General features: G+C 33.8%; 12 protein-coding genes. 6 read left to right on the top strand and 6 right to left on the bottom strand.

The annotated features are described in order from the left end of the window. Nucleotides 1-231 precede the first annotated feature (231 nt). Together L987_RS08465 and L987_RS08460 are read right to left on the bottom strand one after the other, a co-directional pair. Nucleotides 232-1,389 carry an acetoin utilization protein AcuC gene (locus tag L987_RS08465; protein WP_011302874.1) on the bottom strand — a complete coding sequence of 386 codons (1,158 nt, stop codon included), beginning with the start codon at nucleotides 1,387-1,389 and terminating at the stop codon, nucleotides 232-234. 13 nt (nucleotides 1,390-1,402) lie between these two features. Continuing rightward, entirely contained in the window at nucleotides 1,403-2,035 is a 633-nt protein-coding gene (locus L987_RS08460; RefSeq protein ID WP_002483009.1) for a hypothetical protein, read from the bottom strand. Nucleotides 2,036-2,214: 179 nt separating this feature from the next. On the opposite strand from L987_RS08460, the gene acsA reads away from it, so the two are divergent. Together acsA and L987_RS08450 are read left to right on the top strand one after the other, a co-directional pair. Then, entirely contained in the window at nucleotides 2,215-3,924 is a 1,710-nt protein-coding gene (gene acsA, locus L987_RS08455; RefSeq protein ID WP_047504087.1) for an acetate--CoA ligase, read from the top strand. A gap of 597 nt (nucleotides 3,925-4,521) precedes the next feature. After that, nucleotides 4,522-6,189, top strand: a complete 1,668-nt coding sequence (locus L987_RS08450; protein ID WP_047504085.1) for a formate--tetrahydrofolate ligase — start codon at nucleotides 4,522-4,524, stop codon at nucleotides 6,187-6,189. 237 nt (nucleotides 6,190-6,426) lie between these two features. On the opposite strand, the gene L987_RS08445 is transcribed toward L987_RS08450, so the two are convergent. Next, nucleotides 6,427-7,338 carry a biosynthetic peptidoglycan transglycosylase gene (locus L987_RS08445; protein ID WP_047504083.1) on the bottom strand — a complete coding sequence of 304 codons (912 nt, stop codon included), beginning with the start codon at nucleotides 7,336-7,338 and terminating at the stop codon, nucleotides 6,427-6,429. A 405-nt stretch (nucleotides 7,339-7,743) separates the two neighbouring features. On the opposite strand from L987_RS08445, the gene tyrS reads away from it, so the two are divergent. After that, nucleotides 7,744-9,006 (top strand): tyrosine--tRNA ligase, encoded by a 1,263-nt coding sequence (tyrS, locus tag L987_RS08440; RefSeq protein ID WP_011302879.1) that lies wholly within the window; start codon nucleotides 7,744-7,746, stop codon nucleotides 9,004-9,006. A gap of 291 nt (nucleotides 9,007-9,297) precedes the next feature. Here the strand turns inward: tyrS and L987_RS08435 are convergent, their stop codons facing one another. Continuing rightward, entirely contained in the window at nucleotides 9,298-10,572 is a 1,275-nt protein-coding gene (locus tag L987_RS08435) for a S1C family serine protease (protein WP_011302880.1), read from the bottom strand. Nucleotides 10,573-10,738: 166 nt separating this feature from the next. On the opposite strand from L987_RS08435, the gene L987_RS08430 reads away from it, so the two are divergent. The 3 genes from L987_RS08430 to L987_RS08420 all read left to right on the top strand — a co-directional run bounded on the left by L987_RS08430 (nucleotide 10,739) and on the right by L987_RS08420 (nucleotide 14,358). Continuing rightward, the gene (locus L987_RS08430; RefSeq protein WP_011302881.1) at nucleotides 10,739-11,362 is read left to right on the top strand and encodes a lysophospholipid acyltransferase family protein; all 624 of its coding nucleotides are present in this window, start codon (nucleotides 10,739-10,741) and stop codon (nucleotides 11,360-11,362) included. A gap of 175 nt (nucleotides 11,363-11,537) precedes the next feature. Further along, complete coding sequence (gene nagE, locus L987_RS08425) at nucleotides 11,538-13,022, top strand: N-acetylglucosamine-specific PTS transporter subunit IIBC (RefSeq protein WP_047504080.1); 1,485 nt, start codon at nucleotides 11,538-11,540, stop codon at nucleotides 13,020-13,022. Between the two features lie 214 nt (nucleotides 13,023-13,236). After that, nucleotides 13,237-14,358, top strand: a complete 1,122-nt coding sequence (locus L987_RS08420; RefSeq protein WP_011302883.1) for an HAD family hydrolase — start codon at nucleotides 13,237-13,239, stop codon at nucleotides 14,356-14,358. An 84-nt stretch (nucleotides 14,359-14,442) separates the two neighbouring features. Here the strand turns inward: L987_RS08420 and serA are convergent, their stop codons facing one another. After that, the gene (serA, locus tag L987_RS08415; RefSeq protein ID WP_047504075.1) at nucleotides 14,443-16,059 is read right to left on the bottom strand and encodes a phosphoglycerate dehydrogenase; all 1,617 of its coding nucleotides are present in this window, start codon (nucleotides 16,057-16,059) and stop codon (nucleotides 14,443-14,445) included. After that, complete coding sequence (locus tag L987_RS08410; RefSeq protein ID WP_047504071.1) at nucleotides 16,052-17,212, bottom strand: pyridoxal-phosphate-dependent aminotransferase family protein; 1,161 nt, start codon at nucleotides 17,210-17,212, stop codon at nucleotides 16,052-16,054. Before L987_RS08410 ends, serA begins: the two co-directional genes overlap by 8 nt. Nucleotides 17,213-17,287 lie beyond the last annotated feature (75 nt).

The raw sequence follows: 17,287 nt of genomic DNA, 5'->3' as shown, positions 1-17,287 counted from the left end.
ATTTATACTCTGAGCTAGTACATATTGAAGATGAGCTTTTTTGTATTTATTATATTTTGAAAGGTCATGTATATCTGGGATACGGTGTGAACATGTATTTTTCACCCATAGTAGGGTGATGAATCTAAGCTTAACAGTAAATGCTTCTAAAATTTTTAACATACAATGTTTTAGGCGGATTTCTTCAAAATGACCAAGTTGTTCAAATTATTATTTTAACTATAAATCTTACTATTTAAACCAACTAATTACCTGTTGTGCATGTTTTAAATTGGTAGCTGTAATTTCTTCCTCTCTAGGTATATCGATGTAATTTTCTTTATCATCCTGCCAGTGCTTTGGTAAAGTACAGGTAGCATAAGGTTGCCATTTTTCAAGCCATTGTGAGGGTAATTGACCTTGTGGTGGTGGTGCTTCTATAAGCGCTAGGAATACGTGTGACCAAGCTCTTGGCACTACTTTCCAAATGTTATAACCGCCACCACCAAACATCATGACTTTGCCATTTGTATATGTATCAGCCAAAGATTTAATGATATAAGGAATTTGGTAAAGTGTGTTTAATGTACAACTCATATGTGTTAGTGGGTCCAAATAATGCACATCCACACCATGAACACTAACAATGATATCTGGTTTGAAAGAAGCAATAATAGGTTCAATCGTTTGCTTAAATACCTCTAAATAAGAGCTATCTTCTGTGTATGGTTCTAAAGGAATATTAACTGTATAGCCGAAACCTTGCTCATTACCACGTTCTGTGTAATGTCCAGATCCAGGAAATAGAAATTTGCCTGTTTCATGGATCGAATAAATTAAAGCTTGGTCTTCAGTGTAAAAACTCCACTGTGTACCATCACCATGATGTGCATCTGTGTCTATACATAATACACGTTGATTATAGTGTTTAATCAAGTAAGCAATAGTGATAGCCACATCGTTATATATACAAAATCCATTTGCACGACCTGGTAGACTATGATGTAAGCCACCTCCGAGATGACAACCATTTTTAACGCTTTTATCCATGATAGCATCAGCTAAATTTAACGCACCACCAACAATTCTAGCGCTATGTTGGTGCATCCGTCTAAATTGCAATGTATCATCACCATCTAAGCCATATTTTTTAGCTTCTTGTAAATTTAAAATACCATGGGACGCACGTCTAATGGCTTGTATGTAGTCATAAGAATGTATTAGTGATAATTCCTCATCTGTTGCGATTCTCGGTGTTATGATGTGTTCAGGCTTTAAACTGCCTAGATCTAACAATAATTCTGTAGTTAGTTTTAATCTCATTTGATTAAAAGGATGATCATTGCTAAAACGATATTGAAGTAATTCATTTGCGTATACATAGCCCGTAGTTTGTTGCATATTACTCATAAATTTCTCCCCTTTAAAAGAAAAAGCGATTCATAAATCTGATATTATCAAATTCTTGTAATTGATTGATTGAAATACGTGAACCAATTCTTGCCATTAAACAATTTGCAGGATGACTTGTAATTTCAGGGTCATCAGTAGCAAAAATTTCAAGGCCCCCATAACCCATTAGTTTTTGCATTAGTTTTTTATATTCATATACGTCGAGACCAGAATTTTTTAAATCCCAGTGCCAGTAATATTCTGTAGTTAATACGATATAATCTTCATATTCATCTGCTTTTAAGCTTAATTTGATAAGTTCACTTCCTAAATGTAAATGTCGATAAGGCAAACTGATTTCAATAGCACCAAGTTCGATTAAATAATCTAGATTGCCACTAGACCAACGTTCGAGTGGATCTGGATAGTGATAAGTCACATAACCGATGATATGTTGTGCTTCATGTAAGACATAGATACGACCTTCTTCTAGTTCACTGATTTCTTTTATTGCCTCAAATTGATCTTTAGGTGGTCGAAATGCATATAAACCATCATCAAACGTCATCGTATCGAGTGAAGAAAGTGGTACAGGACCTTCTATTATAAAATCACCTTCATTTAAGTGATAGGTTTGAGATTGATATGTTTTGATATGTTTCATTTTTTCACTCCAAACTACCGCATATAATATAGTCAACAAGTTTGTTATCTACATTATAAGTTAAAAAGAGAAAAAATAACATATAAATAAATACGCTTACACTTATTATTTTGAAAATTCCGATAACATTCGTTATAATAATTTTTAAGCAAGCGATTTCATTCAGAGGGGGATTTAAAATGAAAGTAGAAGTTTATAAAGGTGAAAGTGGAGATTTTAACCTTCAAGACTATGAAAAAGAATACAATCATTTTAACTGGAAAGATGTAGAAAAATCATTTTCATGGTACGAATCTGGCAATGTTAATATGGCACATGAATGTATAGATCGTCATGTGGACGAAGGCAAAGGGGATAAAATTGCCTTACATTATAAAGATGATAAACGTAAAGAAAGTTATACTTTTGAAGAAATGAAAATCAATTCAAATAAAGCTGCGAATGTTTTAAAAGAAAAAGCAAATGTTGAAAAAGGAGATCGTGTTTTTGTATTTATGCCGAGAACACCAGAACTCTATTTTGCGTTGTTTGGAACTTTGAAAATAGGTGCAATTGTTGGACCTCTATTTGAAGCATTTATGGAAAAAGCGGTTGGCGATCGTTTACAAAATAGTGAAGCAAAAGTAATTATTACAACGAATGCGTTACTTCCTAGAATTCCTAAAGAAAATCTACCTCATTTAGAAACAATTGTTGTCGTAGACGAAGCCGTTGATGAAAACTATGTCGATTTTAATAGTGAATTCCAACAAGCAAGTGAGTCATTTGATACAGAATGGTTAACAATGGATGACGGTTTGATACTTCACTATACTTCTGGTTCTACCGGACAACCTAAAGGTGTTTTACATGCACAAAGAGCAATGCTCTTACATTATATATCAGGTAAGTATGTATTAGATTTTAAAGAGGATGATGTTTATTGGTGTACTGCAGATCCTGGTTGGGTCACAGGAACATCATATGGTATCTTTAGTCCTTGGTTAAGTGGTGTAACAAACTGTATTGCTGGTGGAAGATTTTCACCAGAGGCTTGGTACAGTATGATTGAAGAATTTAAAGTTACCATTTGGTATACAGCACCTACAGCACTTAGAATGTTAATGAGTGCAGGGGATGATGTAGTTGAAAAATATGATCTTTCTTCAATCAAGAGTATTTTATCTGTTGGCGAACCTTTAAATCCAGAGGTCATTAAATGGGCAAAAGATGTCTTTGGCAAACGTGTACTCGATACGTGGTGGATGACAGAAACTGGTGGTCATATGATCGTCAATTATCCTTCTATGGATGTAAAATTAGGCTCAATGGGTAAACCTTTACCAGGGGTAGAAGCAGCAATCATTGATGATCAAGGTAATGAATTACCAGCGAATCGTATGGGTAATCTAGCGATTAAAAAAGGTTGGCCATCTATGATGGTGTCCATTTGGAAAAATCCAGAGAAATATGATTCTTATTTCATTGGAGATTGGTATGTATCAGGCGACTCTGCATATAAAGATGAAGATGGCTATTATTGGTTCCAAGGCCGTGTTGATGATGTGATTATGACAGCTGGTGAACGTGTTGGCCCATTTGAAGTTGAGTCTAAATTGGTTGAACATGAAGCAGTAGCTGAAGCGGGTGTAATTGGTAAGCCAGATCCAGTTCGTGGTGAAATTATCAAAGCATTTGTGGCATTACGACCTGATTATCAAGAATCAGATGAACTTAAAGAAGAAATTCGTAAGTTTGTAAAAGAAGGCTTAGCGGCACATGCTGCACCAAGAGAAATCGAATTTAAAGAAAAATTACCAAAAACACGTTCAGGTAAAATCATGCGTCGCGTATTAAAAGCATGGGAATTAGATCTGCCAGAAGGCGATTTAAGTACTATGGAAGACTAGTATAAACGATAAAAGACGAGTTGAATTTACATGCTAAAGTGAAATCATATTTAATTTATTATCGTAGCTATCAAATACAATTGTATAAATGATTAAAATGAAACAAAAGCTATATCCTTAAACATTTAAAGGGTATAGCTTTTATTAATTTAAAATAATACCAACTTAGCAATATTTAGCCTATTAACAATAAGTCGTTAATTGATTCAAGATAGTGATTTAAAGTAATTAGCACTGCAATTTAAAATTTTTAGTTTCTTCATTTACATAAATGGAAGTACTGAAAAAAATTTATAGAAAGCAGATGTATTAAGCATTATGATAAACTACGATATCTAAGTAAAGTAAGTTACCATGATTAATGAATTAAAACTCATAGCGACATATGGTGTAATAGTGCAATATAAGTATATGTTTTTAGTTTAAATTTACAATTTTACACATATAAATTTGAAAGCGCTATCTCTATTTATCGACAATGCTATTTAAGTTGGTTAAAATTAACTATGTAAGGAATTATTTTTTATCAGTAGTATATATCACTAGCATATAAAGATTATTGATTTAAAAATTTATTTTAAGAAGGGGCGAATGAATTTGGCACATTTATCTGATTTAGATATTGCAAATCAATCAACATTAAAACCGATAGGAGAAATTGCTGAGAAGGCGGGAATTCCTTCAGATGCACTAGAACCTTATGGACATTATAAAGCGAAGATTGATATTAATCAGGTACAACAGAATAATGGCAAAGGTAAAGTAGTGTTAGTTACTGCTATGAGTCCTACGCCTGCTGGTGAAGGTAAATCAACTGTTACGGTTGGTTTAGCAGATGCATTCAATCAACTTAAGAAAAAAGTAATGGTCGCACTTCGTGAACCAGCATTAGGGCCAACATTCGGTATCAAAGGTGGTGCCACTGGTGGTGGTTATGCACAAGTATTACCTATGGAAGACATTAATTTACACTTTAATGGTGACTTCCATGCGATTACTACAGCGAATAACGCATTATCTGCATTTATCGATAATCATATTCATCAGGGAAATGAATTGGAGATTGATCAAAGACGTATCGAGTGGAAACGTGTATTAGATATGAATGACCGTGCGTTACGTAATGTGATTGTTGGACTAGGTGGTCCTACACAAGGTGTACCACGTGAAGATGGTTTCAATATCACGGTCGCTTCAGAAATAATGGCCATTTTATGCCTAGCTAACGATATAAACGACTTAAAATCTAAAATAAGTAATATTACAATCGGTTATACACGTAGTCGTAAGCCAGTAACCGTTGCTGACCTAAAAGTTGAAGGTGCGTTAGCGATGATTTTAAAAGATGCGATTAAACCGAACTTGGTACAAACAATTGAGGGAACACCTGCATTAGTACATGGAGGCCCATTTGCCAACATTGCACATGGTTGTAATTCAATCTTAGCTACAGAGACAGCTAGAGATTTAGCAGATATTGTAGTTACAGAGGCTGGCTTTGGATCTGACTTAGGTGCAGAAAAATTCATTGATATCAAAGCGCGTGAAGCAGGTTTTGAACCATCTGCCGTAGTTGTCGTTGCAACAATTCGTGCTATTAAAATGCATGGTGGTATAGCTAAAGATAACTTAAAAGAAGAGAACGTAGACGCATTAAAACAAGGTATCGTAAACTTAGAACGCCATGTGAAAAACGTTAAAAAATATGGCTTAGAACCGGTAGTTGCATTAAATGCGTTTGTACATGATACAGAAGCAGAAACTGAATTTGTTGAACAGTGGGCCAAAGAAAATGGCGTGCGTTTAGCTCTAACAGAAGTTTGGGAAAAAGGCGGTAAAGGTGGTATCGATTTAGCTAACGAAGTCTTAGAAGTCATCGATCAACCACAAGATTTCAAACATTTATATGAATTAGAACAACCGTTAGAAGATAAAATTGAAACCATTGTAAAAGAAATTTATGGTGGTGCCAAAGTTGCATTTAGTAGTAAAGCTCAGAAACAATTAAAACAATTTAAAGAAAATGGTTGGGATAACTATCCTATTTGTATGGCTAAGACACAATATTCATTTACGGATGATGCTACAGAGTTAGGTGCACCAGAAGGTTTTGAAATTACTATTCGTGAATTAGAAGCAAAAACAGGTGCAGGATTTATTGTTGCTTTAACAGGTGCAATTATGACAATGCCAGGTTTACCTAAAAAACCAGAAGCATTAAATATGGATGTTACAGATGATGGACATGCAGTAGGTTTATTCTAATAGTTTAACGGCACAATGAAATGTTGTTAACAGACATTTTTATTAACTATAATGGCAATCTAATGTGCTCGCGCATTAGGTTGCTTTCTTAATTTATTGTCTATACGCTTACGATGTTAAAAGTCACATACTACTTTAAAATTTCGTAGGCATAGATATGACTCTAATCTAAAACTATAAAAAATCGCTATGAAATAATTAACTGATACAGATTATTTTATAGCGATTTTTATGTATTTATTTTGTCATTAAATGCTTTTTGATATCAAATTTTTCTGATTGATTAAATTCATGCTGTGTTATTTTCTTTTCAACTAACATACGTTTTAATACATAATGTTGTCTATTGATGCCTATTTGAATTTGATCATCTGGTTTGAGGACACCATCTTCTTGATAAGGTGTGTAATAATAAGGACTTTGTAATAAACCAATGAGGTATGCAGATTCAGCAATATTAACTTCTGAAGGTGGCTTTCCAAACAAACTATAGGAAGCTGATGAAATACCAGATATATTAGCTCCATTATAATCACGACCAAAAGGTACAATGTTTAAATATGTATATATAATTTCATCTTTTGTTAGTAAGGTTTCAGCGCGCATAGACAACACAAGCTCATTTGCTTTTCGATCATAAGTTTTTTCGTTGGTTAAGACTTGATTCTTTACTAATTGTTGAGTAATTGTACTGCCGCCCGTTGCTGCATCGGTATTAAATAAATCCTGTCCAACTGCTCGCAGTAATGCTTTAGGTAAAATACCATTATGTCTATAAAATAAGCTATCTTCGGAAGCTGTTAATGCTTTAATTATATTTTTATTAACATTTTTAGGACCCACTATTAATGGGTTTAATGATTGGTTATATTCGGAAAGGATATGTTGATTACTATAGTTAATATCCTGAGTACCGGGAATATTAAGCAATTTCAATCTTAGTGTATTATCAGATATGTGTTCTGATTCTTTAGTGATGCTTTGAAAATAAAATACAGTAATGACTAATAGTATGATTAAGGTACATGTAAGAATCGTAAAAAAACCAATAAAAATATGTTTGAGTTTTTTGTAAATGATTTCAAATTTTTCATACTTTGATATTTGCGGTTGATGTTGTAAATTATTTTCAACTTTTTGGTGCGTCATATGTTGCCTCCTTATTTAAGCAACATTATAACACAATTTATGTTATTGACTTTTAAATTATAGTTAATTATAATAAGTATCAATTCGATATCGTTTTTGGATAGAGGAGAAGTAGCGTTTTGTGTAAACTAAAGAGAGTTAGTGGTTGCTGTGAACTAATGTTACATAATTTGTGAATACACCTTAAGTTTTTAATGAATCCAAACGTTTTAGTTAATGAACGTATCATTAATAAAGTTATTTGACTTAAAGTATGGTGGTACCGTGCGCATGCGCCCTTACATTAATTTGTAAGGGCGTTTTTCTATTTTTTTAGAAATCTATATATGTTGCAATTTAACACATACTACTTAACTCGAACTTTTATTCAAAGCGATATCTTAATTAATACAGGAGGTTGATACAATGACAAACGCACTATTAGAAGATTTAAAATGGAGAGGTTTAATCTATCAACAAACAGATGAGTCTGGAATAGAAAACATCTTGAACAAAGAGCAAGTGACATTATATTGTGGTGCAGATCCAACAGCAGATAGTTTGCATATCGGTCATTTATTACCATTTTTAACACTACGCCGCTTTCAAGAGCATGGACATCGCCCACTTGTATTAATTGGTGGTGGGACAGGTATGATTGGCGATCCTTCTGGTAAATCTGAAGAACGTACTTTACAAACTGAAGCACAGGTCGAAACAAACGTACAAGGTATCAATAAACAAATGCATAAAATATTTGAATTTGATACTGAAAAAGGTGCAAAACTTGTTAATAATAAAGATTGGTTAGGACAAATTTCTTTAATCGACTTTTTACGTGATTATGGTAAACATGTAGGTGTGAATTACATGTTAGGTAAAGATTCTATTCAAACACGATTAGAGCACGGTATTTCTTATACTGAATTCACATATACAATTTTACAAGCGATTGATTTTGGTCATCTTAATAGAACGTACAATTGTAAGGTACAAGTAGGTGGCTCAGACCAATGGGGTAACATTACAAGTGGTATAGAGTTAATGCGTCGCATGTACGGTCAAACAGAGGCTTATGGGCTTACTATTCCTTTAGTAGTAAAATCAGACGGCAAAAAGTTTGGTAAAACTGAAGGGGGCGCTGTTTGGTTAGATGCAGCAAAAACCAGTCCTTATGAATTTTACCAATTCTGGATTAACACGACAGATGATGATGTTATTAAATTCTTGAAATACTTCACTTTCTTAGAACAAGAAGAAATTGAAGCTTTAGAAAAATCATTAAATGAAGCACCACATTTACGTGAAGCGCAAAAGGCTTTAGCAGAAAATGTTACGCGTTTTATACATGGTCAAGATGCATTAGATGACGCTATTCGTATTTCACAAGCGCTATTTGCTGGTGATTTACAATCACTATCTGCCTCAGAATTAAAAGAAGGCTTTAAAGATGTACCTCAAGTAGAATTAAGTAGTGAAACTAGAAATATTGTTGAAGTCATTGTTGAGACTGGTATTTCATCTTCTAAACGCCAAGCACGAGAAGATGTAAACAATGGTGCTATCTATATTAATGGTATCAGACAGCAAGATGTAAATTATGAACTTACAAGTGAAGATAAAATCGAAAATGAATTCACGATTATTCGCCGTGGTAAGAAAAAATACTTTATGGTTAATTACAAATAACATATTTAAACATGATCGCCATCCTTTGAATGAATGTTTCAAGGGATGGCGATCTTTTCTATTGAGTAGTAGATGAATGAATGGAAAAAGTAAAGTCTCACTGTTTTAAAGAACTACTAATTCATATGAATGTGAAAGTAGTTTTAAAAAGCAGTGCTAAAAATAGTTTGATAGTACGATAGATTTTTAAGATTTAGTATCCAATATATATAAAGAAAAGTCTGAGACATTCATGGATGTCCCAGACTTAAAACCAATATGAAATATTAACTTAAATAGCTTACCTTATATTTAATTAAAAGGTGACGAACTTTCACTTTCAGAACTATCATTGTTATTCGATGATTTTTGTTCTTTTAATGTTACTTTTATATTTTGTTCTTTACCATTACGTTCTACAGTTAAATTCACTGTATCACCGGGTTTTTTATTTGCATAAAGATAGGAGCGAACATCTGTATCTTCTTTCACTTTTTTGTCATCAATTTGTGTAATGATGTCTCCTTCTTTAAGACCATTGTTTCCTTCAACTTTAGCGATATATACGCCATCTTTACGTGACGTTTTCAGTTGGTCTTTATACTGTTCTGGAATTTCACTTACGTTAAGTAAACCAATGCCGATAGAAGGACGTTCTATTTTACCATTTTCTACAAGTTCTTTAATAGTTACTTTTACTTCGTTACTAGGTATTGCAAAGCCGATACCTTCAACTTGTTCACTTGCAATCTTCATCGAATTAATACCAACAAGGTTACCGTTGATATCTACCAATGCACCACCTGAATTACCAGGGTTAATTGCCGCATCAGTTTGAAGTACATTTACTTTATTAGATCCAGCGGATGTTTGTGTGTCAATCGTACGTTCACTCGCAGAGATAATGCCTGATGTTACAGAATTAGCAAACTCTAAGCCTAAAGGGTTACCCATCGCAAAAACACTATCTCCGGTTTTTACTTTTGAAGAATTAGCAAAGTCAATGGCTTTGGTACCTTTGCTATCATTTATTTTGAGTACGGCCATATCTGTTAACGCATCTTTACCGATTAATTTAGCATCGACTTGTTTAGAATTATGCAATTGTACTTTAATCTCACTCGCACCATCAATGACATGGTTATTGGTTACAATATAAGCAGAACCATTATTTTTTTGATAAATGACACCTGAGCCAACGCCAGCTTCTTGTGATTTATTTGATTTACCTTTTAAAAGGTCATTTAAATTTTGTGCTTTCTGCATATTGATTACACCAACAATAGCAGGGGAAACGTCATTAATCATTTGATTAACTGAATCATATTTATCGCTTTTACCATCTAAGGTATTTCCACCGCTATTATGATTAGAAGCTTCGTTCACATCGGAACCACCATTATCAAGTACCGTGCTTTCCATAAGTCTTCCCACTCCTAGAACAATTAAGGCACCGATAATGCCTGCAACTAAGGCAACAATTATGGTTTTAAACCACGGGAATTTAGGTTTGAATCTCTTTTTTGATGGCTGAGTCGTTTGTGTTGGTTGCTGATTTGTATTATTTTCATTGTTAAATTCTGACATATGCTACCTCCGATAATTACTCTATATCCTATTATGAAAGTTTTATACAACTTTTTCTAGTATATCACTATACGACTTTAGACTGAAATATAAATCTCCTTGTTCATAATAAGACTAAGTGATAAAATCAATAAGTAAATATTAGCAAAACGAAGTAGGTGCGAAGATGTATAAATTTATAAGTGGTCTATTGGAATTGATCATACTGAAAATAAGTAAATCATTAGAAGTTCAAGGAAAAGAAAATATTCCGCAACTTCATAGATATGTTGTGACATGTACTCATGAAAGCTATAATGAAGTGATTATGTTAGGAACTGCAATTTATCCAAATCAAATTCATTATATGGCGAAGAAAGAATTGTTTAATAACAAATGGTTTGGCAAGTTTTTATCTTCTCTTAATGCGTTTCCAGTCGATAGAGAAAATCCGGGACCGAGTACACTAAAAAAACCCATTAAGTTATTAAAAGAAAATAAAACAGTTGGTATTTTTCCAACAGGGCATCGTATGAAATATGATGAAGGTGCACCAATGAAAAGGGGTGCAGTAACGATTGCTTTAATGGCGCAAGCCCCAATATTACCAGCAGCATATGTGGGTCCTAAAAAAATCAAAGGTTTAGTTACTGGGAAAGCCATTATTAAATTTGGTGAACCGATTGAAACTAAAAATTTACCAAAAACAATGAAACGTAATGAAAAACTAGAATATTTAACAAAAGAATTAGAAAGAAAAACAATACAATTACAATCGGAATTAAATGATTATGTAAAAAATAATAATTAATATTCAATTTTTTTGAAATAGTAAGACTATTATATTTTTATACGTAATTTTTAAATTATGTGTTATTATGTAATTGTACAATGACAGCGAGTAAATCGTTTACATACACCACGTGGACTATACTGTGCATGTGGTGTTTTTATATGTAATTAACTATTTGAAATGGGGAATTGTTATGTTTAGTTTCTTTCAAAGACTAGGTAGATCTCTTATGCTACCGGTTGCAGTTTTACCAGCAGCAGCAATCATAATAGGTATCGGTAACGCATTATTGGCATTGGGGATATTACCGACAGTAGCTGCATTCTTTTCTTCTGCAGGTTCTACGATACTTGAGCAACTTGGTATCCTCTTTGCTATTGGGGTAGCATTAGGTATGGCTAAGAAAAATGATGGGGCTGTAGCACTTGCGGCAGCTGTAGGTTTCTTTTTAACGACAGTAGTATTGAGTCCAGAAAAATTGGCGCCGTTACTGGGTGTTAAAGAGACGGGTGTGGATGCAGCATTTGAACAAATGAATAATTCAAATGTTTTTATCGGCTTAATTATTGGTTTAATTGCAGCATATACCTACAATAAATTCAGTAAAACAGAATTACCAATAGCTTTATCCTTCTTTAGTGGTAAGCGATTAGTACCGATTTTAACAGCTTTTTTTAGTATTATTTTGGCTGTAATCATGTTATTTGTTTGGCCGTTCATTTTTTCAGCAATCGTTATATTTGGGACATGGATTTTAGACTTAGGCCCTGTAGGTGCATTCTTGTATGGTTTCTTCAACCGTTTGTTAATTCCGACAGGTTTACATCACGCTTTAAACTCAGTATTTTGGTTTGATTTAGCAGGTATAAATGATATTGCAAAATTCCAAACTGGCGATGGTGCAGTTCATGGTGTTACAGGACGATACATGGCTGGGTTTTTCCCAGTTATGATGTTTGGTATTCCAGCAGCAGCTTTAGCTATGTATCATACTGCAGAATCAAAACAGAAAAAACGTGTATATGGTTTAATGTTTGGTGGCGCAATTTCAGCATTTTTTGTAGGTGTTACCGAACCTATTGAATTTTCATTTATGTTTGTTGCACCAATACTTTTTGTTATCCATGCATTATTAACGGGTTTATCTATGTTTATAGCAGCACTATTTCACTGGACAGCTGGATTTTCATTTAGTGCAGGATTAATTGACTATGTCTTGTCATTAATCAATCCAGTATCTAATCAACCTTATATGCTACTTGTACAAGGCTTAGTATTCTTTGTTATTTATTATGTTGTATTTAGACTTGCTATAAAAGTACTGAAATTAAACACACCAGGACGTGGCGATAATTTACTTCCTGATCCAACATCAGATGAAGCTACAACAGGTGATGTTGATGAAAATGAAACACAAACTAAATCGACAAATAAATATTCGCAACCAGCTAAACAAATTTTAGAAGGTCTTGGCGGCAAGGAAAATATTATGTCATTAACAAACTGTGCAACACGTTTACGAATGGAATTGCATGATAATAGCGTAATTGATGAAGCTAAAATTAAAGGCGCAGGTGCTGTAGGTGTTACACAAAGTGGTAAACATAATACACAGGTCATTATTGGTACGCAGGTACAGCAAATCGCTGATGAAATAGAAGTACAAATGGAAAATTAAATATAATGCTTGATAAGTCTGAGACATCCATCATTGTCTCAGACTTTTTAATCGCTTCATTATTGGAAAAGGAAAAATTTAAATAATTTAAAAATTTTATCTTTGACCGCTTTTATTTTCACATGATTTATCTTGAAAATACATTGCTCTTTTCATAGTAAGATAGTAAGATATACTAGTATCAGAATTTTCTGATTAAAGGAGAGTTGGTATAATGAAGTCGGTATTATTTGATGTTGATGGTGTTTTTTTAAGTGAAGAAAGGTGTTTTGATGTATCTGCACTAACTGTTTATGAAATCCTGATGAGTGAGTCATACATAGGTTTAGATACAACTGTACAGTTTGAAAATTTAAGTGATGCAAAAATCTCTGAAATAAGAGCTATTGTTTTTTATCATGATGAAATATTAACTAAATTAAAATCGTTAGGCTTAAATTCCAATTGGGATATGTTGTTTGTCGTTTTGGCAATCCATTTTATTGAAATTTGTAAGACATTGCCTTCTGAAGATGTCAATCGCGTGCTCGATTCTAATCAATTTGGACAAGAGACGTTTCAGTGGATAGGTGAAAAAATTGAAAGTGTTTCTTTAGATTTTACATTGCCACTATCATTCCTAGATGGTGTAACAGCAGGTAAGGAAAATATTTATCAAGATTTAATACATTATGCGAGTGAACAATTAAATACGACAAAAACAGCCGTATTTGAACTGAAAAGTCCGTTCTGGATGCTTGCACAAGAAGTTTATCAAGAATGGTATTTAGGACATCAACTTTTCAACGAGATAGAAAAGAAAGAAAATCGGTCTGACTTTAAACATGGCTATATATATAATGAAGTCGTGTTACGACCTGTATCAGAGATTAAGCAATTATTAGCAGATTTAAAGTCGGCAAATTATCATATTGCCATAGCAACTGGCAGACCGAGAACTGAAACAATTGTGCCTTTTGAAACAATAGGTATTAAGTCTTACTTTGATGAAGTACATATTGTAACTGCCAGTGAAGTTTTAATTGCAGAAGATTTATATCCAGAATTAAAGCCTTTAGGTAAGCCTAATCCATTTAGCTATTTAGCGACATTGGAAGGGAACCATCAAGATAAATATAGACACTATGCTACTAATCAAGAAAATCGTGTAGACAAAGATGAAGTCTTTGTTGTTGGCGATTCTTTAGCAGATTTATTGAGTGCGAAAAAGATAGGAGCAACATTTATCGGACCGTTAACAGGTTTGAAAGGTATACATGCACGTGATGAATTAGTAGATTATGGTGCTGATTATATTGTCGATCATGTAGGTGAGATTAGAAATATTTTATTGTAAAAATAACCTGTTACAATCGTATATTAGATAAAAAAGCAGCTTAACCCTTCGCTTTATAAGGATTAAGCTGCTTTTATTATTTATTTAAATAATATAATTTGCATCTGGTTCTATTTCAAGTTCAACGCTTCTAATTAAATTGAAACCTTCAATTTCATATAAGCCATCTATAACATCATCAGTAACTGGATGATCAATAGATAAAATCATTAATGCGTTACCACCTTGATTAATACGACCAAGGTGCATAGAAGCAATATTAATGCCATATTCCCCTAGAATTTGACCAGTACGACCTACAATACCTGGTCTATCATTATGATTGATGACAAGCTGATGGCGCTCTGGTTTAAAGTCAACGGGATAGTCATTGATTCTTACTATTCTAGGGCCGTATCCATTTAATACTGTAGCACCTATTTTAATTTGTGTATCTTTGTTTATAAGGGTTAATTCAATATAGTTACTAAACCCACGATGTTTTGCATTTTTTTCAATATTATAAGACACACCTTGTTCATTAAGAAGTACGAGTGCATTAATTAAGTTTACACGCTCTGCTAGATCTTGTTTTAATACACCTGATACGAGCGTACGCGTAAGTAAACTTGTGTCATCCAGAGCAATGTCGCCTTCATATTTAATATGCAATTCACGGGGTGCTTTTTCAAGCAATTGTATACCAACTTCACCAGTAAGTTGACTTAATTCAATATATGGTTTTAATTCATCATTAATTTCACTATAAGTCATTTTCGGTGCATTAATCGCATTGAATACATTACCATTTTCAAATATATCAACAATTTCGTTTGCTACTGATACTGCAACTTTTTCTTGTGCCTCCACAGTTGAAGCTCCAAGGTGTGGCGTTACAATAATTTTTTCATGATTTACAAGAGGGGATTCCGTTGCTGGCTCACTTTCAAATACGTCTATTGCCGCACTTTGTATTTGATTTTGATTAAGCGCATCAACCAAAGCGGCTTCATCAATAATACCACCACGTGCTACATTTATAATTTGCAAATTTGGTTTAGCTTTCTCGAAAAATGCTTTACCTACAATGCCTTTTGTTTTTGGTGTAAGTGGCGTGTGAACTGTAACGAAATCTGATTGCTCTGCAATTTCTTCAACAGTAGCTCGAGTGACATTCAATTCTTTCGCTTTATCTTCAGAAAGATAAGGATCAAATGCTAAAATGTGCATCCCAAAGCTTTGTGCACGTTTAGCGACACCCAAACCAATTCTACCGGCACCAATGACGCCAAGCGTTTTATTGTAAAGTTCAGTTCCGCGATATGTCTTACGATCCCACTTGCCGTCTTTCAACGATTGATGTGCCTGAGGAATATTACGAGCCATGGATAAAATCATTGCCATTGAATGTTCTGTTGCAGAAATTGTATTACCATCAGGTGCGTTAATAACAATCACACCATGTTTTGTCGCTGCATCGACATCGATGTTATCTACACCAACACCGGCTCTCGCAATCACTTTTAAATTTGGGGCAGCTTCAATGATTGCCTCAGTTACTTGCGTTTGACTACGAACGATAAGTGCTTGATAATCTGCAATTTGATTAATAAGTTCTGCTTCATCTAACTCTGTATCGATGACAACTTCAAAATCATTGTGATCGATTAAGCTTTTTAAACCTTCTGGTGAGATTGGATCTGATACTAAAATTTTATACATATGCTTTGATAACCTCCGTATACTGAGTAATGGCTGTGCCAATATAAGATTGATTTCTATATTCTGTTAAGAGAATTTCTAAAGCTGATACGACTTGTAATATATCGAAAGGTGAGATTTGCCCCATATGACCAATGCGTAAAATTTCTCCTTTTAAATGGCCTTGACCGCCTGCAATGGTGATGGCGAAGCGTTTTTTTAGTTCTGTTTTAATATAATTTAATTCTTCTTTTGAATTCGGTATAAAGGCAGTAACGGTAGGAGAAGCATAAGCTTCGTCTACAAGAAGATTTAAATCCAAAGCGGTTAACGCTTGTCTTAACGCATCGCGAATAGCGTAATGACGACGTATAACTTGTTCAAATCCTTCTTCATTTACTAATTGTGCATAAGCATTGACCCCTCTAAACAGTGAAACATTCGGCGTAAAGGGTGTTGAATGTTCAGCTTGTGATTTTAGATATTTATTTAAATCTAAATAGAAACGTGGTGTAGTGACCTCGGCAAATCTAGCTTTCGCACGATCATTATATGCGACAAATGCCAATCCTGGTGGTAACATAATTGCTTTTTGACTTCCTGAAATAAGTACATCAATTTGATCTCGTTCTAAATCCACATCAACAGCACCAATACAGCTTACACCGTCGACTACGTAAAAAATGGATGGATCATAATTTTTTAAAGCATGACCTAATTCATTCACAGGATGTAAGACGGCGGTTGATGTTTCACAATATTGACTGTAGACAGCTGTGACTTGTCTATTCAAAGATTTTAAGAAATCTATAAAATCGGGTACATTGACAGCTTTACCCCATTCGACTTCAAAAATATGTACATTTTCATAATAGGATTCAGCAATTTGTTTAAAGCGATTACCGAATGCACCGGAAACAATAATCACAATATCATCTTCTGGGTTAGCTAGGTTTAGCATACTTGCTTCAAGAGAACTTGTACCGCTTGAAGTTAAGATGATGACATCGTTTTTAGCACCAAAGATAGGTTTTAGTGCGCGAAATGCTTCCTCCGCTATTGATTCAAAATCACTTGATCGGTGTCCAACCATAGGTAATTGTGTTGCGTTTAATATTTGTTCTGGTACTGGTGTAGGTCCTGGTGTAAGTAACAATGGATGATAATATTTCATGACTAATTCCCCCAATGCTTAAGATTATACAAGTTTATCAAATTTTCAGAAAATAAAAAAGCTTTTAGTTAGAAA

It is taken from the genome of Staphylococcus sp. ZWU0021 (assembly GCF_000798895.1).
GTDB classification, from domain to species: Bacteria; Bacillota; Bacilli; order Staphylococcales; family Staphylococcaceae; genus Staphylococcus; species Staphylococcus saprophyticus.
This window is presented reverse-complemented; position numbering and strand designations above follow the sequence as displayed.